This window comes from Mesorhizobium sp. KR1-2 (assembly GCF_040045035.1).
In the GTDB taxonomy this organism is placed as follows: domain Bacteria; phylum Pseudomonadota; class Alphaproteobacteria; order Rhizobiales; family Rhizobiaceae; genus Pseudaminobacter.
The window spans coordinates 829,303-855,127 of sequence record NZ_JBDZDS010000001.1; the positions used below are offsets into that span (position 1 = coordinate 829,303).

Here is a 25,825-nt window from a genome sequence, read left to right on the forward strand (position 1 = left end):
CCGCACGGCTCTGCATCTTATCCGCCGGCCTCTGCCGGTCGTGCAAGGCAGAATTCACCGTTGTCGAAAAAACTTCAAGCTTGAAACTTCATACTTGAAATTATGGCGGCCCGGTGCCATCCTTTTCCCATCAAAAGGAGTTGCCGATGAAGATCGCCTGTCTCGGAGGTGGGCCTGCCGGCCTGTACTTCGCAATCAGCATGAAGCTGCGCGACCCGTCGGCGGAGATCGTCGTGATCGAGCGCAACAAGCCGGACGACACGTTCGGCTGGGGTGTGGTGCTCTCCGACGAAACGCTGACCAACCTTGCCGCCAACGATCCGGTGAGTGCTGAAGCCATCCGCGCGCATTTCGCCTATTGGGACGACATCGCCGTCCACTTCAAGGACACCAAGACGGTGTCGAGCGGCCACGGCTTCTGCGGCATCGGCCGCAAGCAGCTTCTCCTCCTGCTGCAGGCGCGAGCGAAAGAGCTTGGCATCGAAATTCGCTTCGAGACCAATGTGGAGAGCGTCGCGGGCTATGCGGAGCAATACGACCTCGTCGTTGCTGCCGATGGCCTGAACTCGCGGGCGCGCACCGAGTTTGCCGCCCAGTTCGAGCCCGATATCGATGTCAGGGCCTGCAAGTTCGTCTGGCTCGGCACCCACCAGAAATTCGACGACGCCTTCACCTTCATCTTCGAGGAGACCGAGCACGGCTGGGTCTGGGCGCACGCCTACCAGTTCGACAATGACACGGCGACCTTCATCGTCGAATGCAGCACCGAGACCTGGGAAAAATTCGGTTTCGGTGGCATGAGCCAGCAGGAGAGCATCGAGGTCTGCCAGCGCATCTTTGCCAAGCATCTCGACGGCCATGCGTTGATGACCAATGCCAACCACATTCGCGGCTCGGCTTGGCTGAACTTCCCGCGCGTGCTGTGCAAGCGCTGGTCCCACAAGAACATCGCGCTTCTGGGCGATGCGGCGGCAACCGCGCATTTCTCGATCGGATCGGGAACCAAGCTGGCGCTTGAGAGCGCGGTTGCGCTCGCCGAATATGTGCACACCGAAAAGTCGCTCGAAACCGCCTTCGCCCGCTACGAGGACGAGCGCCGCGTGCAGGTGCTGCGCCTGCAGTCGGCGGCGCGCAACTCGCTGGAATGGTTCGAGGAGGTGGAGCGCTATTTCCATCTCGACCCGGTGCAGTTCAACTATTCGCTGTTGACCCGTTCGCAGCGCATCAGCCACGAGAACCTGCGCCTGCGCGACAAGGACTGGCTGGAGAGCGCCGAGGGCTGGTTCCAGGAAAAGGCCGGCGCGCCGCAGGGCACGCACCGCGCGCCGATGTTCGCGCCGTTCAAGCTGCGCGGCATGGAACTGAAGAACCGCGTCGTGGTTTCGCCCATGGCGCAGTACAAGGCCGTCGACGGCACGCCGACCGACTGGCACCTCGTCCACTATGGCGAACGCGCCAAGGGCGGAGCAGGGCTTCTCTATATCGAGATGACCTGCGTGAGCGCCGAAGGCCGCATCACGCCCGGCTGCCCCGGCTTCTACGCGCCGGAACATGAAGTGGCCTGGAAGCGCATCGTCGATTTCGTCCATACCGAGACGGAAGCCAAGATCTGCGCGCAGATCGGCCATGCCGGCCGCAAGGCTTCGACCTGCGTGGGCTGGGAAGGCACCGACAAGCCGCTGAAGGAAGGCAACTGGCCGCTGCTGTCGGTCTCCGACCTCCCCTGGTCCGCAGAAAACCAGACGCCGAAGGCGATGACCCGCACCGACATGGACCTGGTGCGCGACCAGTTCGTTGCCTCCGCCCAAATGGCGGATCGCTGCGGCTTCGACATGCTCGAAATCCACGCCGCGCACGGCTATCTGCTGTCGTCCTTCATCACGCCGGTCACCAACAACCGCACCGACGAATATGGCGGCTCGCTTGAAAATCGCATGCGGTATCCGCTGGAGATCTTCCATGCGATCCGCGCCGTCTGGCCGGAGGACAAGCCGATCTCGGTTCGTATCTCGGCCAACGACTGGGTCGGCCCCGAGGGCGTGACGCCGCAGGAAGCGGTGGAGATCGCGCGTATCTTCCGGGAAGCCCGCGTCGACATCTGCGACGTTTCTGCCGGGCAGACCACCAAGGCTGCGCGCCCGGTCTATGGCCGCATGTTCCAGACGCCGTTCTCCGACCGCATCCGCAACGAGACCGGCATAGCGACCATGGCCGTGGGCAACATCTACGAGCCGGACCACGTCAACTCGATCCTGCTCGCCGGCCGCGCCGATCTCGTCTGCCTGGCGCGTCCGCACCTGACCGATCCTTACTGGACGCTGCGGGCCGCAGCGACGCTGGGCGACACGGCAGAGGCTTGGCCCGATCCGTATCTGCCCGGCCGCGACCAGCTTCGCCGCCTCGCCGAGCGCGCTGCCGAGATGGCGGCGCAGGATCGCGCGGTATGAGAGAGCTGACCGGCAAGTGCGCACTGGTCACCGGCGGCGGCTCCGGCATGGGCGCCGTGATTGCGCGGGCGCTGGCCGATGCCGGTGCGACCGTCGTCGTCGCTGGTCGGCGCATGGATGCGCTGCTGGAGGTGGCGGCTAGTTCGAAGGACATCGTCGCCATGACGGCCGATGTCACCGACGAGGCGTCGCTCAAGGCTCTGTTCGACAAGATCGCCAGCGAAGTCGGCGATCTCGACATCGTCATTGCCAATGCGGGTGCTGCCGAAAGCGCGCCCTTCCGGCGCACCGGCCTCGACCTCTGGCGCCGGATGATGGACGTGAACCTCACCAGCGTTTTCATGACCTTCCAGCAGGCGCTGGCCGGCGGCATGGCGAAGCGGGGCGAGGGCAGGTTGGTCGCGATCGCCTCCACCGCCGGGCTCAAGGGATACCCTTACGTCTCCGCCTATGCGGCCGCCAAGCATGGGGTTATCGGGCTGACGCGCTCTCTGGCGCTTGAACTCGCCGAGACCGGCATTACGGTGAACGCCGTCTGTCCCGGATTCACGTTGACGCCCATGCTTGAACGCTCGATCGAAAACATCATGCAGAAGACCGGCAAGAGCCGAGAGGAAGCCGCCGCCGCGCTGACGGCGGGCAACCCGCAGCGCCGCTTCGTGCTCCCGGAGGAGGTAGCGCAGAGCGTGCTCTACCTCTGCGGGCCGAACTCCGGCTCCATGACCGGCCAGGCTCTTTCCGTATCCGGGGGCGAGATATGAGCGTGCAGCTGCCCGACGAGTTGAGTGCTTCCAGCGCCGCCAGGCCGCGGGTTCGCGTCTGGCTGAAGCTTTTGAAGGTCACGAAGATCGTCGAGCAGGTCGTGCGCGAAAACCTGCGCGCCGAATTCGACACCACCTTGCCGCGCTTCGACGTGCTTGCCGCGCTCGACCGCTTCGAAGACGGCCTCAAGATGAGCGAACTTTCGGCAGCGCTTCGCGTCTCCAACGGCAATGTCACCGGCATCATCGAACGTCTCGTCATCGACGGGCTGGTGCTGCGCGTGCCGGTCGAAGGCGACAAGCGCGCCACCCTGGTGCGCCTGACCCAGAAGGGGCAGGAGGAGTTCGCCAAGATGGCGGCCGCGCATGCGCGCTGGGTCAATGCCGTGCTCGAGGACCTGCCGCCGGCGGCGTGCGAGCAGGTCATCGGTATCCTGGACACCATCGGCCGGGCGCCGAAACAGACAGTGAAGGTTGATGATAATGACTGATATGGCGGGTTACGTCGCAAAGCATTTCCGCTGGCGCGTGGAGGACGGTATTGCCGTCGTCACGCTCGACCGGCCCGAGCGCAAGAACCCCCTGACCTTCGACAGCTACGCCGAGCTGCGCGACGTGTTCCGCGCACTGGTCTATGCCGAAGACATCAAGGCGGTGGTGTTCGGCTCCAACGGCGGCAATTTCTGCTCGGGCGGCGATGTGCACGACATCATCGGCCCGCTGCTCGACCTGGACATGAAGGGCCTGCTGCGCTTCACCCGCATGACTGGCGATCTGGTGAAAGCCATGATCAATTGCGGCAAGCCGGTGATCGCGGCGGTCGACGGCGTCTGTGTCGGCGCCGGCGCCATCGTCGCCATGGCCTCCGACATCCGCATCGCCACGCCCGAGGCCAAGACCGCGTTCCTGTTCACCCGCGTCGGCCTTGCCGGCTGCGACATGGGCGCCTGCGCAATCCTGCCCCGCATCATCGGCCAGGGCCGAGCGTCCGAACTGCTCTATACCGGCCGCACGATGAGCGCGGATGAAGGCGAACGCTGGGGCTTCTACAACCGCCTGGTGGATGCCGCTTCGCTGGACGCCGAGGCTCTCGCGCTGGCCCGCCGTCTCGCCGACGGCCCGAACTTCGGCCACATGATGACCAAGACCATGCTGAACCAGGAATGGTCGATGTCCATCGAGCAGGCCATCGAGGCCGAAGCGCAGGCGCAGGCCATCTGCATGCAGACCCAGGATTTCAAGCGCGCCTATGACGCCTTCGTCGCGCGCGAAAAGCCGGCTTTCAAAGGCGACTGACATGGCAGACCGCAGCTTCCTGAACTGGCCCTTCTTCGAGGAGCGCCACCGCATCCTCGCCGACGCGCTCGACCGCTGGGCCGCCGCCAATCTGGCCGATATCGATCACAGCGACGTCGACGCCGCTTGCCGCGAACTGGTGGCAAGGCTGGGCGAGGGCGGCTGGCTGACCCATTCGGCGGTCGATCCCGATGTGGCGGTCAGCATGCTCGACGTGCGCAGCCTCTGCATCATCCGCGAGACGCTGGCGCGCCATGATGGCCTTGCCGACTTTTCCTTCGCCATGCAGGGCCTGGGCACCGGCGCGATCTCGCTCTTCGGCACGGTCGACCAGAAGCGCGAATGGCTGACACGTACGCGGGCGGGCACGGCCCTTTCGGCCTTCGCGCTGAGCGAGCCCAAGTCCGGCTCGGACGTTGCCAATCTCGACCTTGCCGCGCGCGAGGACGGCGACTCTTACGTGCTCGACGGTGAAAAGACCTGGATCTCCAACGGCGGCATCGCCGACATGTACACCGTCTTTGCCCGGACAGGCGAAGCGCCGGGCGCCAAGGGAATATCGGCCTTCATCGCGCCGGCCGACACGCCAGGCCTGTCGATCGCCGAGCGGCTGGAGGTGATTGCGCCCCATCCGCTCGCACGGTTGTCCTTCCAGAACTGCCGCGTGCCGAAGTCGGCCATGCTCGGCAAGCCGGGCGAAGGTTTCAAGATCGCCATGTCGGTGCTCGACGTGTTTCGCTCGACGGTCGCGGCCGCCGCACTCGGCTTTGCCCGCCGCGCGCTGGACGAGGCCGTTTCGCGCTCCACATCGCGTGAACTGTTTGGCGCACCGCTTTCCGACCTGCAGATGGTGCAGGGCCACATTGCCGACATGGCGCTCGACATCGATGCGTCGGCGCTTCTCGTCTACCGCGCTGCCTGGCTGAAGGACTCCGGCGCGCCGCGCGTCAGCCGCGAAGCTGCCATGGCCAAGCTCTACGCCACCGACCGCGCCCAGAGCGTCATCGACAAGGCGGTGCAGATTCATGGCGGCGACGGCGTGCGCAAGGGGAGCGTCGTCGAAAGGCTCTATCGGGAGATCCGCGCGCTGCGCATCTATGAGGGCGCGTCCGACGTACAGAAAGTCATAATAGCCAGGCAGACACTGGCGGGAGGATAACAAGATGCTGGGACCATCGGCGCACACCGACACCTTTACACGTGACAACCTGCCGCCGATGGAGGAGTGGCCCAACCTGCTGCTCGACGGCTTCGACTATCCCGAAACCCTCAATGTCGGCGTCGAATTCACCGACGCCATGGTCGCCAAGGGCTTTGGCGACAACATCGCGCTGATCGGCAATGGCCGCCGCCGCACCTACAAGGAACTGACCGACTGGTCGAACCGCATCGCGCATGCGCTGGTCGACACCTATGGCGTCAAGCCCGGCAATCGGGTTCTGATCCGCTCGGCCAACAATCCGGCCATGGTCGCCTGCTGGCTGGCGGCCACCAAGGCGGGTGCCGTGGTGGTCAATACCATGCCGATGCTGCGCGCCGGTGAGTTGGGCAAGATCGTCGACAAGGCGGAGATCGAGTTCGCGCTGTGCGACACGCGCATCCTCGACGAGATCGTCGCCTGCGCCAAGACCTCGAAATTCCTCAAGAAGGTGATCGGCTTCGACGGCACCGCCAACCACGATGCCGAGCTCGACCGCATCGCGCTCGACAAGCCGGTGAAGTTCAAGGCCGTGCCGACCAGCCGCGACGATGTTGCGCTGCTGGGCTTCACCTCAGGCACCACCGGCGAGCCCAAGGCGACGATGCATTTCCATCGCGACCTGCTCATCATCGCCGATGCCTATGCCAAGGAAGTACTGGGCGTTCGTCCGGACGATATCTTCGTCGGCTCGCCGCCGCTCGCCTTCACCTTCGGCCTCGGCGGCCTCGCCATCTTTCCGCTGCGCTTCGGCGCCGCCGCGACCCTGCTGGAGCAGGCAACGCCGCCGAAGATGATCGAGATCATCGAGACCTACAAGGCGACCATCAGCTTCACCGCGCCTACCGCCTATCGGGTGATGCTCGCTGCGATGGAAGAGGGCGCGGACCTCAGCTCGCTGCGGGTCGCCGTATCTGCGGGCGAAACTCTGCCGGCGCCGGTCTACAATGCCTGGATGGAAAAGACCGGCAAGCCGATGCTGGACGGCATCGGCGCCACCGAAATGCTGCACATCTTCATCACCAACCGCTTGGGCGATTCAGCACCCGGCTCCACCGGCAAGCCGGTGACCGGCTATGAGGCCAGGATCGTCGGCGAGGACATGAAAGAGAAGCCACGCGGCGAGGTGGGTCGGCTTGCGGTGCGCGGCCCCACGGGTTGCCGCTATCTCGCCGATGCGCGCCAGAAGAAATATGTGCGCGACGGCTGGAACCTGACGGGCGATTCCTTCTACCAGGACGAGGACGGCTATTTCCATTTCGCCGCCCGTTCCGACGACATGATCATCTCGGCCGGCTACAACATAGCCGGGCCGGAGGTGGAAGCGGCACTGCTCAGCCACGACTTCGTCGCCGAATGCGCCGTCATCGGTGCGGCCGACGAGGAGCGGGGCCAGATCGTTCAGGCGCATGTGGTGCTGGTCCAGGGTGTCTCCGCCGATGCAATGACGACCAAGATCCTGCAGGATCACGTCAAGCAGGTGATCGCGCCGTACAAATATCCGCGTTCGATCAAGTTCATCGAGGCGCTGCCCAAGACCGCTACCGGCAAGATCCAGCGCTTCATGCTGAAGGACGCGGCGCAGTAGGTCGCCTCGCGTCTAAATTGATCCCGAGACTTGCCGTCTCGGGATCATATGGCGGGCATTAGTCCGTCCTCATGCTTTCTCGGCTCAATTGGCGCCGGGTATTCAACGCACTTGCGGCGATTTGAAATGCTGCCACAGCTTGGCACTGCAACTCAAAACTAGGTGATCGGGGCCTTCATTGCGCCGTTGCGCCGTGCAAACACGTCGGCCAGAGGACTGGCGGTCAGGCCATGAGCCAGGACGCTGAGGATCACCGTCCAGGCAACCGTCGCCGTCAGCGTCTCGCTGCCCGGCAGGTTCGCATCGAGAACGATGATGGCGAACACGATGCTCGCCAGGCCTCTCGGCCCGAACCAGCCCAGAAAGAGCTTGCCGTCGGCGTTCAGCCCCGTGCCGGCCAAGGCCAGCCAGACCGGCAGCATTCGAACCGCCGTTAGGCTCAGAACGGCATAGACGACGATTTCCCAGGTCAGCCGGCTCAGCGCCTGGCCTATCACCGCCGCGCCGAAGAGCACCCAGGTCAGAAGGCCGAAGAGGTCGCCGGAGCCTTCGGCCGCGAGCAGCAATTCGTGCTTCTGCTTCTGGTCGCGGACCATCCCGCCGGCCACGATCCCGCCGACGAAGCAGGCAATGAAGCCGCTGCCGCCCAGCGCCTGTGCCGCACCGAAGGAGGCGAGCGCCAGGGCGATAGCCGGCAACTGACGCCATGCCGGGCTGAGCCAGCCGTGCCCGGCCGAAAGGCGGAGCGCCCAGACGCCGATGATAGCAAAGAATATGCCTACGGCGCCCCCGATCCCGATCTCCTGCGCGAAATGTTCGAGCACCAGTTGCCAAGAGCCGCCGTCGGCCGGTTTAGAGGCAAAAGCCAAGAGGATCAGAAGGATAGGCACGCAGATGCCGTCATTCAGGCCGCTCTCCACATTCAAGCCCTCGCGGATCGGCGGGGGGACGGCGGGGTTGGTCACCACCGCCTTGCCCAGGGCCGCGTCGGTCGGAGCCAGCATGGTGGCAAGCAGGGCGCACTCGATCATTCCGAGTTTTGGGAAAAGCAGGGCGGCGGCAGCGGTCCCAAGCAGGATGGTCAGGGGCAGGCCGATCAGCAGCAGGCGCTCGGGGATCGTGTAGTTGAGCCTGAGAACGCTGAGATCGGCATTGGCGGCATCCGTGAACAGGACGAGCGCCAGCGTGAGCTCGGCCAGCGTCCGAAGGCCCTGAGCATGGACATCCAGGGTGAGCCAGTTCAGCCCCTCAGGGCCGACGGCGAGCCCGAAGGCGGTGAACACCAGAGCGCCGGCAACGGGCGTGCGCTCGAGCCGCCCTGCGATGAGCGCATAGACGAACGCAAATCCAGCGAGGATGGCCAGGTCCTGGTGCATGATCCACCGGTTCTCCCGCGCACTGGCAGTCGCTCCCCGTCTGTTCCATTGGCGCCAGCCGAAGGTTCGTCGATACTACCATGCTGGAACGGCAATCGCATTCGCGCAACGGAGACCGCACGTCAAGAGCAGGCACGACGTTATCATCGGATGTATGGCTTCGCGCGCTGCTGCGGCTAACCTCGCTTCGCCATCAGCGCCTTCGCCTCTTTCACGCCCAATGCCGCCGGCCGCTCGCAGCTCGTCTGCATGGCGACGAACTTGCCGGTCTCGCCTGACTTCAGAATTCCGGTCATCACCTCCACCGCATGCAGCGCCATCTCAATGGAACAGCGGTGCGGCCGGTCCTCGAGGATAGCCAGTGCCATGTCGGCGAGCCCGGCCGTGCGGTAGTTGGCCATCATGCCGTGCGAGTGCTTCTCGTTCTCGATGCCGAACGGATGCTCCCACTTCGGCAGTTTCTTTGCCGCCTTGCCGCCGTTGGTGTAGCCGAGAACGCCGCCGAAGAAGTTGGGGTCAGGCACGAACAGCGTGCCCGCCTCGCCATAAAGCTCCATCGGCTGATGGGCGTGAACCCAGACATCCCAGCTCGTGTTCATTGTTACCACTGCTCCGCTCGCGAACTCCAGTATGGCGTGGATGGTCGTGGGCGTGTCGACCGGGATCTTTTCGCCCGCCCGCGGCTTGGACAGGATGGTCCGCTCCTTGGCCGGGGTCGAGGCGAAAGCCGCGACCTGCCTGACCGGCCCGATGAGCTGGATCAGGTTGGTGACGTAATACGGTCCGATGTCGAGGACCGGGCCAGCGCCCGGCTGGAAGAAGAAGTCCGGATTGGGGTGCCAGTGCTCCATGCCGTGGCTCATCACGAAACAGGTGCCGCTGGTGATCTTGCCGACCTTGCCCTCGTCGATCAGGTTGCGGGCGAGCTGGTGCGCCCCGCCCAGGAAGGTGTCCGGCGCCGACCCGATGCGCAACCCCTTCTTCTCGGCCCGCTTCTTGAGGTCCGACCCTTCCTTGACCGACAGCACGAACGGCTTTTCCGAATAGACGTGCTTGCCGGCGTCGAGCACTGCCTTGGACACCTCATAGTGCACCGCCGGCACGGTGAGATTGACGACGATGTCGATGTCCTTGGCCTTGAGCAGGTCCTCTACCGTCTCGGCGCGCAGCGAGAATTCCTTCGCCCGTGCCTTGGCCGCCTGCATGTTGATGTCGGCGCAGGCGCGCATCTCGATGCCGCGGAACATCGGCGCCAGCCTGAAATAGGCCGCCGATATGTTGCCGCAACCGATGACGCCGACCCCCAGTTTCCTTGCCATATGCCTTCTCCTAGTAAGCCTTGACCGCAGCGATCGACCGGCGCGCGAAGCGCTCGACGTCGTTGGGATTGTCCTGTTCCATGATGAAGTGTTTCGCCGGCGTCTTTTTCCGCAAGGTTTTGATCAGCCCGGCCCAATCCACGGTGCCGTGGCCCACATCGGACCAGCCGTCCTCGTCCAGCCCCTCGCCAGGCCTTGCGATGTCCTTGACATGCACTGCCACGATGCGCTGCCCGTGCCTGTCGATCCAGGGCAGCGGATCGGCGCCGCCGCGCACCACCCAGGCCACGTCCATCTCCCAGCCGATGTCCGGCGCGACCGAAAGGATGTGTTCCTGCGGCACGGAGCCGTCGGCAAGCGGCGCGAACTCGAAATCGTGGTTGTGCCACGCGAAGCCGTAGCCCGCCGCCTTCGCCTGCTCGCCTACCTTGGCCAGCCGCTCACCAAATGCCCGCCAGCCGGCCGCATCCGTCGGCCGTGCCTCGGCCACGAGATAGGGACAGACCAGCAGCTTGACGCGGAGCGTCTCGGCGATGCGCTGCACCCCATCGAAATCGGTCTCCAGCGCGTCGATGGAGAAATGAGCCGTCGGCATCGAAAGCCCGTTCCTGTCGAGCTCGGCCCGGAAGGCCTGCGGGTCCTCGTAGACCCCGCCGAACCCTTCGACCTCCCTGTAGCCGGTCGCTGACAGCATCTTCAGCACCTGATCCCAGGGGAGGAAGTTGCGGGCGCTGTAAAGTTGGAATGACCAGTTCATCGTGTCCGTCCGTTTCTGGGGGAGAGAAATCGTCAAAGCCGGTCTCCGGCGGCATCGAACAGCGAGGCGCGCATCGGGTCGAAGCCGATGGTGACGCGATCGCCGGCTTGCGGCGCACGCTCGGAAGACATGCGCACGGAGAATTTCTGGCCGGCAAGCTTCAGCCAAACCAGCGTGTCGGAGCCCATCGGCTCGACCACTTCGACGACCGCCTGGGCCGAGAAGGGCCAGCCGTCGCCGCTGTTGAGGCTCACATGCTCGGGCCGGATGCCGAGCGCGGCGGCTCCCGGCGCCGGATGCGCACCGTCCGCGAAGGCATAGGTGGAGAGCGGCACCGAAAGACCGTCGGCGGCGAAGCGCAGATCCGGCCCGTCCTTCTGGATGGTTCCTTCCAGGAAATTCATGGCAGGCGAGCCGAGAAAGCCAGCGACGAAGCGATTGACCGGCCGGTTGTAGATGGCCTGCGGGGCATCGAATTGCTGGATGACGCCGCCCCGCATCACGGCGATGCGGTCAGCGAGTGTCATGGCCTCTATCTGGTCGTGGGTGACATAGATCATCGTGTTCTGCAGGCGCCGGTGCAGGAGCTTGATCTCGACGCGCAGTTCCGAACGCAACTTGGCGTCGAGATTGGAAAGCGGCTCGTCGAACAGGAAGACGTCGACATCGCGCACCAGCGCCCGGCCGATCGCCACGCGCTGGCGCTGGCCGCCCGAGAGCGCGGCGGGCTTGCGCTGAAGCAGCGGCTCGATCTGCAGGATTTCCGCGGCGCGCGCGATGCGTTGCGCGATCTCATCCTTGGGCAGGCCTGCAACACGCAGCCCGAAGGACAGGTTCTTCTCTACGCTCATTTGCGGGTAGAGCGCGTAGGACTGGAACACCATGCCGATGCCGCGGTCCTTCGGCTCCTCCCAGGTGACGTTCCGACCCTTGATGAAGACGCGCCCGTCCGTCACGTCCAGCAATCCGGCGATGCAGTTGAGCAAGGTGGACTTGCCGCAGCCCGATGGTCCGAGCAGCACCACGAACTCCCCTTCGGCGATGTCGAGGTTGAGCGCCTTCAACACCTGCACGGCGCCGAAGTCGAGCGAGAGGTCGCGTACTGAGACGCTTGTGCTGGCGGCTCGTTCAAACCTCATGCGCTCATCCCTTCACGGCGCCCGCGGCAATGCCGCGCACGAACAGTTTTCCGGAAACGAAGTAGACGACCAGCGGCACCAGCCCGGTGATCAGGGTGGCGGCCATGTTGACGTTGTATTCCTTCACCCCCTGCACCGAGTTGACGATGTTGTTGAGCTGCACCGTCATCGGATAGGTGTCGGGGCGCGTGTAGACGACGCCGAAGAGGAAGTCGTTCCAGATGCCGGTGATCTGGATGATGACCGCCACCACGAAGATCGGCAGCGACATCGGCAGCATGATGCGCAGGTAGATGCCCCAGAAGCCTGCGCCGTCCACCCGCGCGGCCTTGAACAGTTCCTCCGGCATCGAGGTGAAGTAGTTGCGGAACAGCAGGGTCAGGATCGGCATGCCGAAGATGGAGTGCACGATCACCAGCCCGGTGAGGCTGCCATAAAGGCCGATCTCGCGCAGGATGATGACGATCGGATAGAGCATCACCTGATAGGGGATGAAGGCGCCGACGATCAGGATGGTGAAGAAGAGTTCCGCGCCCTTGAAACGCCAGTTGGCAAGCGCGTAGCCGTTCACCGAGGCGATGGCGATTGACAGGACCACCGACGGCACGGTTATGCGCACCGAGTTCCAGAAGCCGCGCGAAAGCCCGTCGCAATTGAGCCCCGTGCAGGCGCTGGACCACGCCTTGACCCAGGGCTCGAAGGTGATCTCCAGCGGCGGCGAGAAGATGTTGCCGAGCCGGATCTCCGGCATTCCCTTCAGCGAGGTCACGATCATCACGTAGAGCGGCAGCAGGTAGTAGATCGCCATCACCAGCAGCGTGCCGTAAACGAATATGTTTCGGCGCGAGAGCATGCGCCGTGGTTTCGGCCCACGCGGGCCGGAGGCGGCATCGGTGCCGGTTATGAGGGTCGGGGGAGGGAGGGTGGCCGTGCTCATGCCCGGCGCCTCCGTCCAAACTCGAGATAGGCCCACGGCACCATGACGATGACGACGGAAAGCAGCATCATGGTGGATGCTGCAAAGCCCTGGCCGAGGTTCTGCGCGTGGAACATGTAGTCGTAGACGTATTTGGCCGGCACTTCCGAGGCGATGCCGGGCCCTCCGCTTGTCTGGGCGACCACCAGGTCATAAACCTTTACGATGCTTGACGCGATGATGACGAGCGTGGTGACGAAGACCGGCCTCATCATCGGGATGACGATGAACAGATAGGTCCTCCACATCGGAATGCCGTCGACGCGAGCGGCCTTCCAGATGTCTTCGTCGATGCCGCGCAAACCGGCCAGCATCAGGCACATGACGAGCCCCGTGCCTTGCCACAGCGCGGCGATCAGGATGCCGTAGATGACGATCTCGGAATTGTAGAGTGGATCGAAGCTGAAGCTCGTCCATCCCAGGTCGCGCACAACGCTCTGGATGCCGTGGTCCGGGTTGAGCAGCCATTGCCACACCAGCCCGGTGACGATGAACGAGAGCGCGAAGGGGTAGAGGAAGATGGTGCGGAACGTGTTCTCGAAGCGGATTTTCTGGTCGAGCAGCGCCGCCAGCACGAAGCCGACCACGAGCGAGAATATCAGCGACAGGACGCCGTAGATCAGCAGGTTCTCGATCGAGACCAGCCAGCGCGGCGTTGCCCACAGCCGGTTATACTGGTCGAGACCGACGAAGTTCAGCCGCGGCAGCAGCTTCGAGTTGGTGAAGGAGTAGAGCACCGTCCAGGCCGTGCCACCGGCAAAGACCACCGAAGCCGTCAGGATCATCGGTATCGAGGCGATCTTGGCATTGAGATTGCGCAAGGGCCTGCTGGGAGGCCGTGTCTGGCTTTCGCTCATCGGAGCTCTCTCATCGATACGCCGAGGCATTCCACCTTCCCGGTGAATGGAATTACCCTCAACCCTGTCCCTTTCTCCACAAGGGAGAGCGGAACTTGGCTGCGGCCTGCTCCCGCACCAACATCGACGTCTGCGGCCGGGGCAGCAATGAAATCGTCTCCCTCCCCCTTGTGGGGAGGGGACAGGGGTGGGGTGGCGGACGTGCTTCGCCCGCCCCCGTTCACTTCGCTCGCGACCCCTCCCGCAAGAAGGGAGGGTAAGACCGCGTCAGTCGGCGGTGGCGATAATTTTGGCGAAGCGCTTTTGTGCGTCCTTCACGCTCAAGTTCTGCTTGGCGAAGAACTCGGAGAAGAGATCCTCCTTCTGCTTCTGGCTGTCCTGGGAAAGCAGTTGGTCCGTCCACGGCATGACGGCGCCCTTGGCCAGGATGTCGAGGCCCTTCTTCATGCAGTCGTTGGCGGTGTCGAGATCCACGTCGCCGCGCACCGGCAGCGAGCCCTTCTTGAGATTGAAGGCGACCTGCGTCTTCGGCGCGAGCAGCGTTTCCGCCAGCACCTCCTGCGCCTTTGCCTTCTCCGGGTCCTTCTGCAGCGGGAAGTAGAAGGCATCGCCGCCCGTCGCGATGACGGCATTGATGCCGAGGCCGGGCAGGCAGGTATAGTCCTTGCCGGCTACCTTGCCCGCCACCTGGAACTCGCCCTGTGCCCAGTCGCCCATGATCTGGCCGCCGGCCTTGCCGGTGATGACCATGTTGGTGGCCTGGTTCCAGTCCTGCACATTGGTGTTCTTGGCCATCTTGCGGGCATCGTCCGCGGCCTTGAACACCTTGGCGATTTCGGGACCCGCGGCGAAGTCCTTGTCCTTGTCTTTATAGACCTTCAGGAAAGCGTCCGTTCCGCCGATGGCCGCCAGCAGCACGTCGAAGGCGCCCGAGGCCTGCCACGGCTGTCCGCCGACCGCGAGCGGCACGATGCCTGCCTTCTTCAGCGCGGGAGCCGCGGCGACATACTCGTCCCAGTTCTTCGGCACCGGCACACCGGCCTTGGCGAAGGCTTCGTTGGAAAGCCAGAGCCACTGCCAGGAGTGGATGTTGACCGGCACGCAATAGATCTTGCCGTCGACGGTGCAGCTGTCGAGCAGGCTCTTGGGCCGCACGATCTCGGCCCACTTGTCCCTGGTGGCGAGATCGGTGAGATCGCGCATCAGGCCGGCCTGGATCAACTCCTCCGCCTGGCGGCCATGATTGAACTGCGTGGCGCCCATCGGGTCGCCCCCGGTGATGCGGCTGATCATGATCGGCCGCGCCGTGCCGCCGGAGCCGGCAATGGCGCCGTCGACCCAGTGGTTGCCGGTGGCGTCGAAGGCCTTGGCGAGTTCCCCGACCGCCGCCGCTTCACCGCCGGAGGTCCACCAATGAGTTACTTCCAGATCCGTTGCAGCCGCGACGCCCGCATAGGCGAAAACGGCCGCGCCCGCCGCCAGCATGGCAGCCCCGCGCAAGTGTCGCATTTCGGTTCCTCCCAGAATCTGAAACGTTACAGATTTTCGATACGGCAATTGCAGCAAGGGCGCAAGCCTGCAGGCGGCATTTTGTCGCGCCTCGAAGAAAATCGGCGTGCGACCCATCTTGCGATGCAGTAGGGCCTTCGCGCGTGCAAAACGCCTGACGCGGCGCAAAAGCTCACGGCAGGTGCACGCGCATTGCCGCCAGGGCCCTATCTGCACGTCACAGAAAACGCGTCATCTCGCAATCTGTAACGTTTCAGTATAGAAACTTCTCGAGATGCGTCGGGCAAGCCTAAACGGCAATTGCGGGCGCGTTTCGAGACTGCTATGCGCCTGCCGGGCGGACGGAATGGACAAAGACAAGATATCCGAGGCACTGGAGCAGGCGGAGGCTGGCAGGCCGACGCTAAAGACGCTCGCCTTCATGACGGGGCTCGGCGTCACCACCGTCTCGCGCGCCCTCAAGGATGCACCCGAGATCGGCGCCGAAACGCGCCGGCGCGTGCAACTCGTCGCCAAGCAGATCGGCTACCGGCCTAACCGCGCAGGCGTGCGCCTGCGCACCGGCAAGACCAACGTCATTTCGCTGGTGCTCGACACCGAGGAGCAGGTAGGCGGTTTCGTCTCCGACATGATCTATGGCATTTCGGAGGCGCTCGCGGCCACGCCCTACCACCTGATCGTCACGCCCTACTCGCGCAACAACGATCCGCTCGAGCCGGTGCGCTATGTCGTGGAGACGGCCTCCGCCGACGGCATCATCATCTCGCGCACCGAGCCCGACGACAAGCGCGTGCGCTACATGAGCGAGCGCGGTTTTCCCTTCGCCACCCATGGCAGGACCGACATGGGGATTGAGCATCCATACCACGATTTCGACAACTACGCCTTCGCGGTCGAGGCGGTGAGGAAGCTCGCCGCGCTCGGCCGGCGCCGCCTGGCGCTGCTCGCTCCGCCCGCCAATCTCAGCTACTACCACCATATGCGCAACGGCTTCGCCGACGCGCTGGTCGATTGCGGCCTGAGCGAGGTGCCGTTCCCGGCCGCGACCGTCGACCACTCGATCGAGCACATCCGCGCGCGAACCACCGAATTGATGAACCGCCGGCTGAGGCCGGACGGCATCGTCTCCGGCGCCAGCGCCTCGGCCTTCGCCCTGGTTGCCGGCGTAGAGGACGCCGGGCTCGGCATCGGCACGGATCTCGACATCGTCTCAAAGCAATCTTCGCGCCTGCTGCATCTCCTGCGGCCGCAGCTTTATGTCGTAAACGAGGACGTGCGGCTGGCGGGTGCGGAACTCGCGCGCGCCGTGATGGGCCGCATCGCCGGAGCGCCCGTGATTTCCCTGCAGAGCCTCAACCGGCCGACGACGGTGGAAGCGCATACGAGCCAGCAAAAGTAGGGAGCCATCGGCACGCTGACGCCCAACATGCGCGCATCTCGGCGCGGAAAAGAGACGGTGCCGCTGCCGCTTGGCAGGTTGATCTCAAGCCAACGTTACTTGTCTTCCGCAGGGAACGGGCCGACGCTTTTCTCTATGATACTCTCATGGAGCAGGCCATGGATACCAATGAAGCGAGAGCTTCCGATCCGGTATTGCGCCGTCTCGATGATCTGCTTCCCGATCTGACTGCGCTCTACAAAGACATTCATTCCCATCCCGAACTGTCGATGCAGGAAATGCGCACGGCCAGTCTCGCTGCCGACCGTCTTCGTGCGGCTGGCTACGACGTCACGACGGGCGTGGGCAAAACCGGCGTGGTCGGCCTGCTTCGCAACGGAGATGGCCCGACCGTCATGTTGCGGGCCGACATGGATGCGTTGCCGATCCAGGAAGCGACCGGCCTCGATTATGCGAGCACGGCGACGGCCACCGATCGGGAGGGCCGCACGGTGCCTGTCTCGCACATGTGCGGTCACGATATGCATGTGACCTGGCTCGCCGGTGCGACCAAGCTGCTCGCTGAAACGCGGTCCTCGTGGCACGGCACATTGATGGCGGTGTTCCAGCCGGCGGAGGAAACGGGCGAGGGCGCACTGGGCATGATCCGCGATGGCTTATTCGATCGGTTTCCAAAGCCTGACGTGATCCTCGGCCAGCACGTTATGGTGGGGCCCTCAGGCACGGTTGCCGGGCGCGCGGGCGCAATCACTTCGGCAGCGGACAGCCTGCAGATCCGCCTGTTCGGACGCGGCGCGCATGGCTCCATGCCGCAGGCAAGCATCGACCCGGTGGTGATGGCCGCAGCCACGGTCCTGCGCCTCCAGACCATAGTGTCGCGTGAACTGGCCGCTGCGGAAGCCGCCGTTGTGACGGTGGGCGTCTTGCAGGCGGGCACCAAGGAGAACGTCATTCCCGACGAAGCCATCATCAAGCTCAATGTCCGAACATTCGATGCCGGCGTGCGCGCCCGCGTGCTGGCGGCGATCGAGCGTATCGTCAACGCCGAAGCGGCCGCCTCGGGCGCGCCCCGGCCGCCCGAGATCACGGCCCTCGACAGCTATCCGCTCAACGTCAACGATCGAGATGCGAGCAAGCGCGTGGTGGACGCATTCCGCGCGCATTTTGGAGCGGAGCGTGTTCGAGAAACCGGCCCCGCACCTGCCAGCGAAGATTTTGGATCGTTCGGATCCGAGTGGCGCGTCCCTTCGGTTTTCTGGTTCGTGGGCGGCACGGACCCGGACACCTACGCGAAGGCCAAGGCGGCAAACCGGTTGAACGAACTTCCGGTGAACCACAGTCCAAAATTCGCGCCCGTTCTTGAGCCCACACTGCCAATGGGCGTCGAAACCCTGGTCGTCGCGACCCGCGCATGGCTGTCGGCGTAGAGCCTGCCGGAGGGCGCCGATCCGGGGCGCGTTCACTAATACCGGGAGCCGGTCGTGGAGACGCTGCCGCTTGCGCTTGATCTGTCCGGAACCTTCGTCTTTGCGCTGAGCGGCGCACTGGCAGGCGCCAAGCGAAAGTTGGATTTGTTCGGCGTTCTGGTGCTGTCCTTCGCGGCGGAAACCGCGGGCGGCATGGCGCGGGGCGTACTGATTGGTGCGATTCCTCCCGCCTCGGTCAACGATTGGCTATAGCTCGGCGTTTCGCTGCTGGCGGGAGTGATCACCTTCTACTTCTCGCCATTGATCGTGCGGATGTCGAACCCGGTCCTTCTGTTCGATGCGGCAGGACTTGCCCTGTTCGCCGTCGCCGGCGCATCCAATGCGCTCGCCTTCGGCCTGAACCCTGGCATGGCGATAGTGCTCGGCATGGTGACCGGCATAGGCGGCGGCATGGTTCGGGACGTGCTGCTGGCCGAGATTCCCGTCGTGTTGCGCTCAGAGCTTTATGCCGTTGCAGCGCTGGCAGCGGCGGTGGTCGTGGTCGTCGGGCATATGGTTCACTTGCCCGCAGGTCCGGTGACGGCCGTTGCATTGCTACTCTGCTTCGGGCTGCGCATCTTGGCGATCAGGTACGGTTGGCGACTTCCCGTGGCCAAGATGCTGGATCAACACGATGCGAAGCCCGGAAGCGGAGACGAAACGGAGCAATCCTAGGCCCGCATTCTCCGACATGCATCGAGAAATCTCCTGCGATGCGCATCGCACCGTGAAAATCCGTCTGCGAAAAGCCCCTACGTTCAAGTCCGCAGCGCTACGACGGGATAATGGAGCCGCACTTTGCAAGCCGCATCATGTTCGGCCACGCTCCGCATTGCGGCGCTGCCAACCCGCTTTTGACATTGCCAATATTGGCCGGCGTTTCAGCGCCGCGGGGCCGAGATGATGCACTTCGATGTCGTTAGTTGAGAAAAGGAGAGGCGCATGGTCATGAACGGCACATTCAGCTCGCGTGCAGCGCTGCGGCTTTCGGCCCGGCTGCTGCTTGCCGGGCAACTCCTGTATATTCTGGTCACACAGTTGCACGCCGGCGGGGACGCCAATGATCATCCCGCCATCTTCACCGAATACGCCGACAACGGGATTTGGACGGCCGTGCATCTCGGGCAGTTCATGAGCATGGCCATCCTGCTCGCTGGGCTGATCGTCCTGTTCTTCGCTCTCGATGCTCGAGCTGCGACGGCAAGGCTGGTTGGCCTGTGCGGCGCGGCGGCGGCAACCGCGTCCCTGGCGCTTTACGGCGTTCTCCAGGCGGTTGACGGAGTTGCCCTCAAGCAGGCCGTAAGCGCCTGGGCGAGCGCCCCCGAGGCCGAGAAGGCAGCGCGCTTCGCGAGCGCCGAGGCAATCCGTTGGCTCGAATGGGGGATGAGAAGCTACCAGGACAGCGCGATGGGCCTTGCCTCGCTCCTCTTTGCGGTCTCGCTGGCTCGCACGGCTTGGGTTCCGCGCCCGATAGCCTACCTCATGGGCCTGACCGGCCTGACCTATCTGGTGCAGGGATGGCTGGCGGGCTCGCAAGGCTTCACGGCAGCGCATTCGATCGCAATCGTACTGGGCTGGTTGCTGAGCCTGGTGTGGATGGTCTGGCTGGCGGTCGTCGCCTGGCGGATGCAGGAATCTGAGTTCCCGTCGCAAAACGAGAGCCGCGCCGCCACGCTGTAGCGGCCCATCCTGCGGCACAAGTCTCAAAGCTCGCGGGATAGAAGATGAATTTCTACCGCACGAGGGCCGGAGGCCGCGCGCGGCCGAACTCAATGAACTGCCGACCCGAGTTGCCGCACGGTTCGCGCCCTGTAGCGCGAACGCCGTCTAGCTCGCCTCGACCTCGCCGCCGCTTTCGGCCCAATCCTTGAAGGCACCGAGATTGAAGACCTTATTGTATCCCATGTCCTTAAGGGCCTTGCCTGCCAGGGCCGAACGGCCACCGGACGCACAATAAAGGATGACGGGACGGTCCCTCCGGAATTCGGGGTTATGATACGGTGTGTTGGCGTCGGCGCGGAATTCCAGCATGCCACGAGAAACGTGCAGCGCATTCTTGATCTTGCCGCTGGCCTGAACTTCGGGCGCATCGCGCACATCAACAACGAGAACACTTCCCTCCGCAATCATCCTGCGTGCTTCGTCGGCGGAGATCTTGGGAACGGCAGAATTTGCGGCAGAAAGAAGTTCTTTCACGCTTGTCGCCATTTCATCCTCCATCACGAGAACAGGCATTAATTAAAGCACATATCGTGAGGCGTTCATAACAGAATTGCTGTGAAATTCTTATGTCGAGCACTGCGCCAAAAAGCTTAGACTAAGCTTGTTTTTTCTTAAGCGCGACGCGGCTGAGGAATTCTCGCTGGCGCGGCTGCAAATATGGCCTCTGCGCGGCAATCGCATCTCCTCAAACTCACATTTTGTGCCGAACGCAGACGAGGCCGATTGCGTTTGCGGGGAACCGCATTCGATGCACCCTCGTTGAGGGAATGCCTGAAGCATCGGCAGGTCAATCTTAAAGGAATACTGCAATGGCACATCCATCCTCCCACGCTCAGCCTCACCGTCACGGACCCGGGTGTGGCCACACCGCCATCCGCCACAACGGGCACGTCGACTATCTGTCCGATGGGCATCTTCAGCATCCGCACGGAAGGCGGAACGACGAACATGTCATCGAGGTCAGCGAGCGCAATCCCGATCGCTGCTCGCCCGAACACAGGGCCGTCGTCGCGGCCGGTCATGTGCATGGACCCGGCTGCGGTCACGATGCGGTCCCGCATGGCGATCACATAGACTACATCGTCGACGGACGCCTTCAGCACCCGCATGGCGATCATGTCGACGATCACGGCCCGGTGGAGATCGTGTCCGCTCGCCACTGAACGAGAGCAACCTGCGATTTTCCATTGTGCCGGATTTTGAGACTGGCTTCTCGCGAGCGCAGATCCGAACGCGGGCGCGCGCTCCGCAATCCGGCATTATGGAACTTGTTTGTTCCGGATGCGTTCATGTTGGTGCCCGCTAGGGGCCCAGTCTCCACGATCATCGCAGAGAGGCTATTTCTTCCCACGATCTTCGCAGGCCTTGAGCTCCACGGACAAATTCCTTGGAGGAGACAATGAGACGCTATCTCACCACGCTCGCATGTTCGGGGTTGCTGAGCATTGGAACGCTCTGCATACCGACGTTTGCAGGGATCGATCCCAACTCCGTTGTCGACAACGTTCCGGCGGCCAATGCGGCCGGCATCCGCGCGGCGCAGCCTGTAGCCGACGGCCAGACCTGGAATCCATCATGCACCACGGACGGCTGCCAAGGTAAGTTCGAGTCGGCCGTCTTAATGCGCGCCCGCTCGGACAGCGCGACCGGTGGCCTAAAGTTGGTCCGCGGCGGCGGTTTCGGCGGTCATGGCTTTGGCGGTTTCGGCGGTCATGGCTTTGGCGGTTTCGGCGGTCATGGCTTTGGCGGTTTCGGCGGTCATGGCTTTGGCGGTTTCGGCGGTCATGGGTTCGGCGGCTTCGGTGGTCATGGGTTCGGCGGCTTCCATGGTTTTGGCGGCGGCTTCCATGGTTTCCGTGGCTTCCATGGCGGCCGCTTCTTCCACGGCGGCCGCTTCTTCCATGACGGTGGCGGCGGCTGGGGCTGGGGCTGGTTCGGTCTGGGCCTGCCGTGGCTATATCCCTACTACTATGACGGCGGCTACTACGGTATTTACCACCCGGTATACTACGGCGTCAGGTGGCACCACCGGCATGCAAGCTGGTGCTATCGCCACTATGCCTCATACGGGGCGCGTCACTGGTGCGCAGTGCACCATCACTGACCGGGGTAGCCTGAAGCTGTGATCAGAAGCGCGCGGTAGCAATGACGCGGACGGTGCCTCGGTCGAGATAGTTGCGTATCTCGTCCTGCAGCTTGCCGCGGGCCTTGCCGGGATAGTAGTAGCCACCGGCCGCGTAAACTCAGACCCTTTCGTCCGCCTTTCCGCCGCGATAGGCGCGGTTCAATCGGCCGGATCTCTTCAGGCCGTGGCTTGACCTGCTGCAGCCTGAATTCCCCCTTCGGCGGCTTCCTCGGACGCAATCCCTCGAAGGTCCACTCGGTAACCGTGAAAAAGGACGAGCGCAGGTGCTTCAGGAAGTGGTCGAGGTTGCCCAGGTGTCGACGGATTGTCGCCGGCTTCAGTCCCAGCCGGATTTTCTTGCCCTTGGTGCGCAGGACGGCACCGCTTGGGGAGAGGCCTGCCGGAAGGCCAGGATCAGCGGCATCTACAACTGGCGCAGAAGCATGCGGGCTTGATGCCGTCGAACATTCAGGGCCTTCGCTGAAGGGCAACGCGTGACGATCCTCCTGCGGACCACGAAGCCATATCACCCGCGAAAAAGCTGGCGCCAACGATGCGGCGTCATGCCGGTGGACTGCTTCAGCGCGGTGGTGAGGTGACTCTGGCTGGAAAAGCCGCAGTTTTGGGCAATCTCGCAAATAGAAGCGTCGGTGCTGGACAGCAATTCCTTTGCCTTGTCCAAGCGCTCTTGCATGAGCCAACGATGCGGAGTTTCGCCCAGTTCCTGATAAAAGCTGCGGGCGAAGTGTCTTCGGCTGAGGCCCGCAGCGTCAGCCAGGTGGTCCAGGCCGATCTCGTTCCCGAGGTTGTTGTCGACGAATTCCTTGACGCGCTTCAGCCGCCATTGCGGTAGCGCTATCGCCGTGTTCGGTTGAAGATCCGTCCCGGCCCTGATCAGCAATTGCGAAAGGATCGACGTCAGTAATCCATCCGCCAGATAGTCGTGGGCAACCTCGTGTCCGGCGGTGGTCTCCCAAAGTCTATTCATCAGCACTTCGATGAAGGGGTCGGCCCACGTATGTTCGCAGAGCTTCCAGAATGCCGCGCCGATCTGTCGCGGACATGCGGCGCCAAGGACGTTACGAATCGTATCGTTGGGAACGGCGAGAACCAGGATCTTGCGGCTGCCGTCCACATCCCACCTGCTCTCGGTTTCGGCCGGGACGACGAGCATTCGGCCCGCCTCCGCCTTCTGGCGATGACGATACTCGCCGATCTTCCAGCTCCAATTGCAATCATTTTGCACCTCGAGGGGAAGGGCGAGAATCGTCTCGGTAAATGACGGATCGCTAAAATCGTGCGGTCCTTGATCGACCAGTATCATGCGGAACGCTAGCCGCCCTCCGGGACGACGATGCTCCTGAGGGAACTTCCCGTAACCCGACCCCTGATAAAAGTCCGAATAGTCGCTCCACGCGATATTCGACATTGGAGGCCCTGACCGAGAATTCCTTTGCATCTGGCTGCCACCGAGAATGAGCCGACAATGGTTTGCACAAGTTCAATTGCCGGCGCGTTGATAGGCGGAACGCCATGGCTAGGCAATAGCCCCCCGCGTCGCCCAGCTCCGCTTCAATTGGCGATTTGCTGTCAAAAATGGCTCGATGGAGCAAGCATGGCCAGACCCATGGGGCTAGGGTGGGGAAGATTGTCAAACATCGAGCATCAGCCCTGACGCAGGGGGACGGGTCCAATGTCGGTGCGCCAGGAAAAAGGCGGAATGCCAAAAATAAAGTCAGCGGTAATTGGCTCAGGCAACATCGGGACCGACCTGATGATGAAGATCATGCGCAACTCCGCGACTTTGGAGGTTGCGGCGCTCATAGGCGTCGACCCCGGCTCCGACGGCTTGGCGCGCGCGGCCCGCCTTGGTGTCGCAACGAGCCACGACGGCATAGATGGCCTGCTGCGCATGCCCGAATTTCAAGACATTCGTATCGTATTCGACGCGACTTCTGCCGCCGCACATTCGAAGCATGATGCGATATTGCGCCGGCATGGCAAACAGGTCATCGACCTCACCCCGGCTGCCATAGGTCCATACGTCGTGCCGCCGGTAAACCTGGACAGCCATCTCGATACGCAAAACATCAATATGGTCACCTGCGGCGGGCAGGCAACGATCCCAGTCGTGGCGGCGGTAAGCCGCGTCGCGAAGGTGCATTATGCCGAGATCGTGGCTTCGATCGCTTCGAAGTCGGCAGGTCCTGGAACGCGGGCAAACATCGACGAGTTCACCCATACGACCTCGCGGGCATTGGAAAGCGTCGGAGGAGCTGTTCGAGGAAAGGCCGTCATCGTTCTCAATCCGGCCGAGCCGCCGCTGATAATGCGGGACACGGTGTTCTGCCTTTGCGACACCGCCGACGAAGGGGTGATAAAGGAGTCCGTCGAGAGCATGGTCCGGTCGGTCCAGGAATATGTTCCTGGCTACCGGTTAAAGCAGGAAGTCCAGATCCAGCGTATCGGCGCGGATGCCCCGCTGCGCATGCCGCAGAGCGACGCGCCGTTCACGGGCCTGAAAGTCTCCGTTTTTCTCGAGGTGGAAGGTGCCGCGCACTATCTCCCGGCCTACGCCGGCAATCTCGATATCATGACGTCGGCAGCGCTGCGGACTGCCGAGCGCCTCGCCGAACTCCGCAACTGGAATTGATCGATGCCGAGACTGTTCATCCTCGATGTGACGCTGCGTGACGGCATGCATGCAATCCGCCATCAGTACGATCTGGGTCATGTCCGCGAAATTGCCAGCGCGCTTGACGAGGCGGGTGTCGATGGGATCGAAGTCGGTCATGGCGACGGGCTGGACGGCTCCAGCATTGCCTATGGGTTCAGCCGCCATACCGACATCGCCTATATCAGGGAGGCCGCGAAAGTCTGCAAGCGCGCAAAGCTGACCACCGTGCTGCTTCCTGGTATCGGCACGATCGACGACCTGAAACGGGCGCGCGACGCTGGCATACAGTCGATCCGCATTGCCACGCACAGCACCGAGGCGGATGTCTCCGAGCAGCATATCGCGGCAGCCAAGGAGATGGGGCTCGATGTCTCGGGGTTCCTGATGATGTCTTCGGCCAATTCGCCCGACGGGTTGGCCGGACAGGCGCGGTTGATGGAAAGTTATGGAGCGGACTGCATCTATGTCGCGGACTCGGCGGGCGGCTTGACCATGCGCTCCATTGCCGAGCGCTTCCGGGCCTTCGACGCTGTGCTCGATGCCGGTACGCAGCGTGCCATCCATGCCCACGAAAATCTTTCCCTGTCGGTGGCGAACTCGGTCACCGCGGTGGAAAACGGCGCAACCAGGGTCGATGCTTCGCTCGCTGGCATGGGCGCTGGTGCCGGCAACTGTCCGATCGAGGCTTTCGTGGCCGTGGCCAATCTCTATGGATGGGAACACGGTTGCGATTTGTTCAAGCTTCAGGATGCGGCCGACGACCTCGTGCGTCCGATCCAGGATCGCCCGGTTCGCGTGGATCGCGAGACGCTCACACTCGGCTACGGCAGCGTCTATTCCAGCTTTCTGCGCCACGCGGAGAAAGCTGCTGAGCAATTTGATCTCGACCCACGTGCGATCCTGATCGAGATCGGCCGGCGGCGTTTGATCGGCGGGCAGGAAGACATGATCGTGGATGTGGCGCTCGATCTGGTCGAGCGGGCCAATGCCTAGGGCTGACACCGGGAAGGGGTTAAGGGCCGCTAGGCTTTTGCGCGGTGGCCTGCCTGTGAAATTTCTGGCCTTTTGAAAGAAAAAATCCGCGGACAGAAAGTTTATGGTGCCTTTTGCAAATCGGCGGTAAACGGACAGACGTCTACTGTGCGTGCCGGTGTGTGAGGGGGAAAACATAAAACCATGATGACGCGGCATGCAGAGAGGGCAAACTGCCTGA

General features: G+C 63.3%; 24 protein-coding genes. 14 read left to right on the forward strand and 10 right to left on the reverse strand.

The genetic code is table 11. The annotated features are described in order from the left end of the window. Window positions 1–146 precede the first annotated feature (146 nt). Genes ABLE85_RS03950 through ABLE85_RS03975 form a run of 6 tightly spaced genes read left to right on the forward strand, consistent with a single transcriptional unit; the run spans window position 147 to window position 7,290 of the window. The gene (locus tag ABLE85_RS03950; protein ID WP_348791365.1) at window positions 147–2,447 is read left to right on the forward strand and encodes a bifunctional salicylyl-CoA 5-hydroxylase/oxidoreductase; all 2,301 of its coding nucleotides are present in this window, start codon (window positions 147–149) and stop codon (window positions 2,445–2,447) included. Continuing rightward, a complete protein-coding gene (locus ABLE85_RS03955) occupies window positions 2,444–3,208 on the forward strand; it encodes an SDR family oxidoreductase (RefSeq protein ID WP_348791366.1) in 765 nt (254 codons plus the stop codon). The genes ABLE85_RS03950 and ABLE85_RS03955 overlap by 4 nt, the downstream gene beginning before the upstream one ends. Then, the gene (locus ABLE85_RS03960; RefSeq protein ID WP_348791367.1) at window positions 3,205–3,699 is read left to right on the forward strand and encodes a MarR family transcriptional regulator; all 495 of its coding nucleotides are present in this window, start codon (window positions 3,205–3,207) and stop codon (window positions 3,697–3,699) included. The genes ABLE85_RS03955 and ABLE85_RS03960 overlap by 4 nt, the downstream gene beginning before the upstream one ends. Continuing rightward, entirely contained in the window at window positions 3,692–4,504 is an 813-nt protein-coding gene (locus tag ABLE85_RS03965) for an enoyl-CoA hydratase family protein (RefSeq protein ID WP_348791368.1), read from the forward strand. The genes ABLE85_RS03960 and ABLE85_RS03965 overlap by 8 nt, the downstream gene beginning before the upstream one ends. A gap of 1 nt (window position 4,505) precedes the next feature. Beyond that, window positions 4,506–5,663, forward strand: coding sequence for an acyl-CoA dehydrogenase family protein (locus ABLE85_RS03970; protein ID WP_348791369.1), 1,158 nt, complete (start codon window positions 4,506–4,508; stop codon window positions 5,661–5,663). A 4-nt stretch (window positions 5,664–5,667) separates the two neighbouring features. Continuing rightward, window positions 5,668–7,290, forward strand: coding sequence for an AMP-binding protein (locus ABLE85_RS03975; protein ID WP_348791370.1), 1,623 nt, complete (start codon window positions 5,668–5,670; stop codon window positions 7,288–7,290). A 158-nt stretch (window positions 7,291–7,448) separates the two neighbouring features. Here the strand turns inward: ABLE85_RS03975 and ABLE85_RS03980 are convergent, their stop codons facing one another. The 7 genes from ABLE85_RS03980 to ABLE85_RS04010 all read right to left on the reverse strand — a co-directional run bounded on the left by ABLE85_RS03980 (window position 7,449) and on the right by ABLE85_RS04010 (window position 15,199). Then, window positions 7,449–8,666, reverse strand: coding sequence for a cation:proton antiporter (locus ABLE85_RS03980; protein ID WP_348791371.1), 1,218 nt, complete (start codon window positions 8,664–8,666; stop codon window positions 7,449–7,451). A gap of 176 nt (window positions 8,667–8,842) precedes the next feature. Then, complete coding sequence (locus tag ABLE85_RS03985) at window positions 8,843–9,985, reverse strand: Gfo/Idh/MocA family oxidoreductase (protein ID WP_348791372.1); 1,143 nt, start codon at window positions 9,983–9,985, stop codon at window positions 8,843–8,845. Window positions 9,986–9,995: 10 nt separating this feature from the next. Then, the gene (locus tag ABLE85_RS03990; protein ID WP_348791373.1) at window positions 9,996–10,742 is read right to left on the reverse strand and encodes a sugar phosphate isomerase/epimerase; all 747 of its coding nucleotides are present in this window, start codon (window positions 10,740–10,742) and stop codon (window positions 9,996–9,998) included. A gap of 32 nt (window positions 10,743–10,774) precedes the next feature. Next, complete coding sequence (locus ABLE85_RS03995) at window positions 10,775–11,881, reverse strand: ABC transporter ATP-binding protein (protein ID WP_348791374.1); 1,107 nt, start codon at window positions 11,879–11,881, stop codon at window positions 10,775–10,777. A 4-nt stretch (window positions 11,882–11,885) separates the two neighbouring features. Further along, window positions 11,886–12,818, reverse strand: coding sequence for a carbohydrate ABC transporter permease (locus tag ABLE85_RS04000; RefSeq protein WP_348791375.1), 933 nt, complete (start codon window positions 12,816–12,818; stop codon window positions 11,886–11,888). Beyond that, window positions 12,815–13,714 (reverse strand): sugar ABC transporter permease, encoded by a 900-nt coding sequence (locus ABLE85_RS04005; RefSeq protein ID WP_348791376.1) that lies wholly within the window; start codon window positions 13,712–13,714, stop codon window positions 12,815–12,817. The genes ABLE85_RS04000 and ABLE85_RS04005 overlap by 4 nt, the downstream gene beginning before the upstream one ends. A gap of 267 nt (window positions 13,715–13,981) precedes the next feature. Continuing rightward, window positions 13,982–15,199 (reverse strand): ABC transporter substrate-binding protein, encoded by a 1,218-nt coding sequence (locus ABLE85_RS04010; protein ID WP_348791457.1) that lies wholly within the window; start codon window positions 15,197–15,199, stop codon window positions 13,982–13,984. Between the two features lie 370 nt (window positions 15,200–15,569). Between ABLE85_RS04010 and ABLE85_RS04015 the strand changes: the two genes are divergently transcribed. From ABLE85_RS04015 to ABLE85_RS04035, 5 genes are all read left to right on the forward strand, one after another. Then, window positions 15,570–16,622, forward strand: coding sequence for a LacI family transcriptional regulator (locus ABLE85_RS04015; protein WP_348791377.1), 1,053 nt, complete (start codon window positions 15,570–15,572; stop codon window positions 16,620–16,622). A gap of 158 nt (window positions 16,623–16,780) precedes the next feature. Further along, window positions 16,781–18,049 (forward strand): M20 family metallopeptidase, encoded by a 1,269-nt coding sequence (locus ABLE85_RS04020; RefSeq protein WP_348791378.1) that lies wholly within the window; start codon window positions 16,781–16,783, stop codon window positions 18,047–18,049. A 54-nt stretch (window positions 18,050–18,103) separates the two neighbouring features. Then, entirely contained in the window at window positions 18,104–18,301 is a 198-nt protein-coding gene (locus ABLE85_RS04025; RefSeq protein ID WP_348791379.1) for a TRIC cation channel family protein, read from the forward strand. A 24-nt stretch (window positions 18,302–18,325) separates the two neighbouring features. Continuing rightward, window positions 18,326–18,763, forward strand: coding sequence for a TRIC cation channel family protein (locus ABLE85_RS04030; RefSeq protein WP_348791380.1), 438 nt, complete (start codon window positions 18,326–18,328; stop codon window positions 18,761–18,763). 273 nt (window positions 18,764–19,036) lie between these two features. Next, window positions 19,037–19,768 (forward strand): DUF4386 family protein, encoded by a 732-nt coding sequence (locus ABLE85_RS04035; RefSeq protein WP_348791381.1) that lies wholly within the window; start codon window positions 19,037–19,039, stop codon window positions 19,766–19,768. Window positions 19,769–19,915: 147 nt separating this feature from the next. Here ABLE85_RS04035 and ABLE85_RS04040 read toward each other — a convergent pair whose 3' ends face one another. Further along, window positions 19,916–20,296 (reverse strand): rhodanese-like domain-containing protein, encoded by a 381-nt coding sequence (locus ABLE85_RS04040; RefSeq protein ID WP_348791382.1) that lies wholly within the window; start codon window positions 20,294–20,296, stop codon window positions 19,916–19,918. A 323-nt stretch (window positions 20,297–20,619) separates the two neighbouring features. On the opposite strand from ABLE85_RS04040, the gene ABLE85_RS04045 reads away from it, so the two are divergent. Further along, window positions 20,620–20,973 (forward strand): hypothetical protein, encoded by a 354-nt coding sequence (locus ABLE85_RS04045; protein WP_348791383.1) that lies wholly within the window; start codon window positions 20,620–20,622, stop codon window positions 20,971–20,973. Window positions 20,974–21,464: 491 nt separating this feature from the next. On the opposite strand, the gene ABLE85_RS04050 is transcribed toward ABLE85_RS04045, so the two are convergent. Both ABLE85_RS04050 and ABLE85_RS04055 read right to left on the reverse strand, forming a co-directional pair. Next, window positions 21,465–21,713: a hypothetical protein gene (locus tag ABLE85_RS04050; protein WP_348791384.1), complete on the reverse strand. Its 249-nt coding sequence runs from the start codon at window positions 21,711–21,713 to the stop codon at window positions 21,465–21,467. Between the two features lie 748 nt (window positions 21,714–22,461). Further along, window positions 22,462–23,364, reverse strand: coding sequence for an AraC family transcriptional regulator (locus ABLE85_RS04055; protein WP_348791385.1), 903 nt, complete (start codon window positions 23,362–23,364; stop codon window positions 22,462–22,464). A 291-nt stretch (window positions 23,365–23,655) separates the two neighbouring features. Here ABLE85_RS04055 and ABLE85_RS04060 point away from each other — a divergent pair, with 291 nt between their 5' ends. Both ABLE85_RS04060 and dmpG read left to right on the forward strand, forming a co-directional pair. Beyond that, the gene (locus tag ABLE85_RS04060) at window positions 23,656–24,588 is read left to right on the forward strand and encodes an acetaldehyde dehydrogenase (acetylating) (protein ID WP_348791458.1); all 933 of its coding nucleotides are present in this window, start codon (window positions 23,656–23,658) and stop codon (window positions 24,586–24,588) included. 3 nt (window positions 24,589–24,591) lie between these two features. Next, window positions 24,592–25,605, forward strand: a complete 1,014-nt coding sequence (dmpG, locus tag ABLE85_RS04065; protein ID WP_348791386.1) for a 4-hydroxy-2-oxovalerate aldolase — start codon at window positions 24,592–24,594, stop codon at window positions 25,603–25,605. Window positions 25,606–25,825 lie beyond the last annotated feature (220 nt).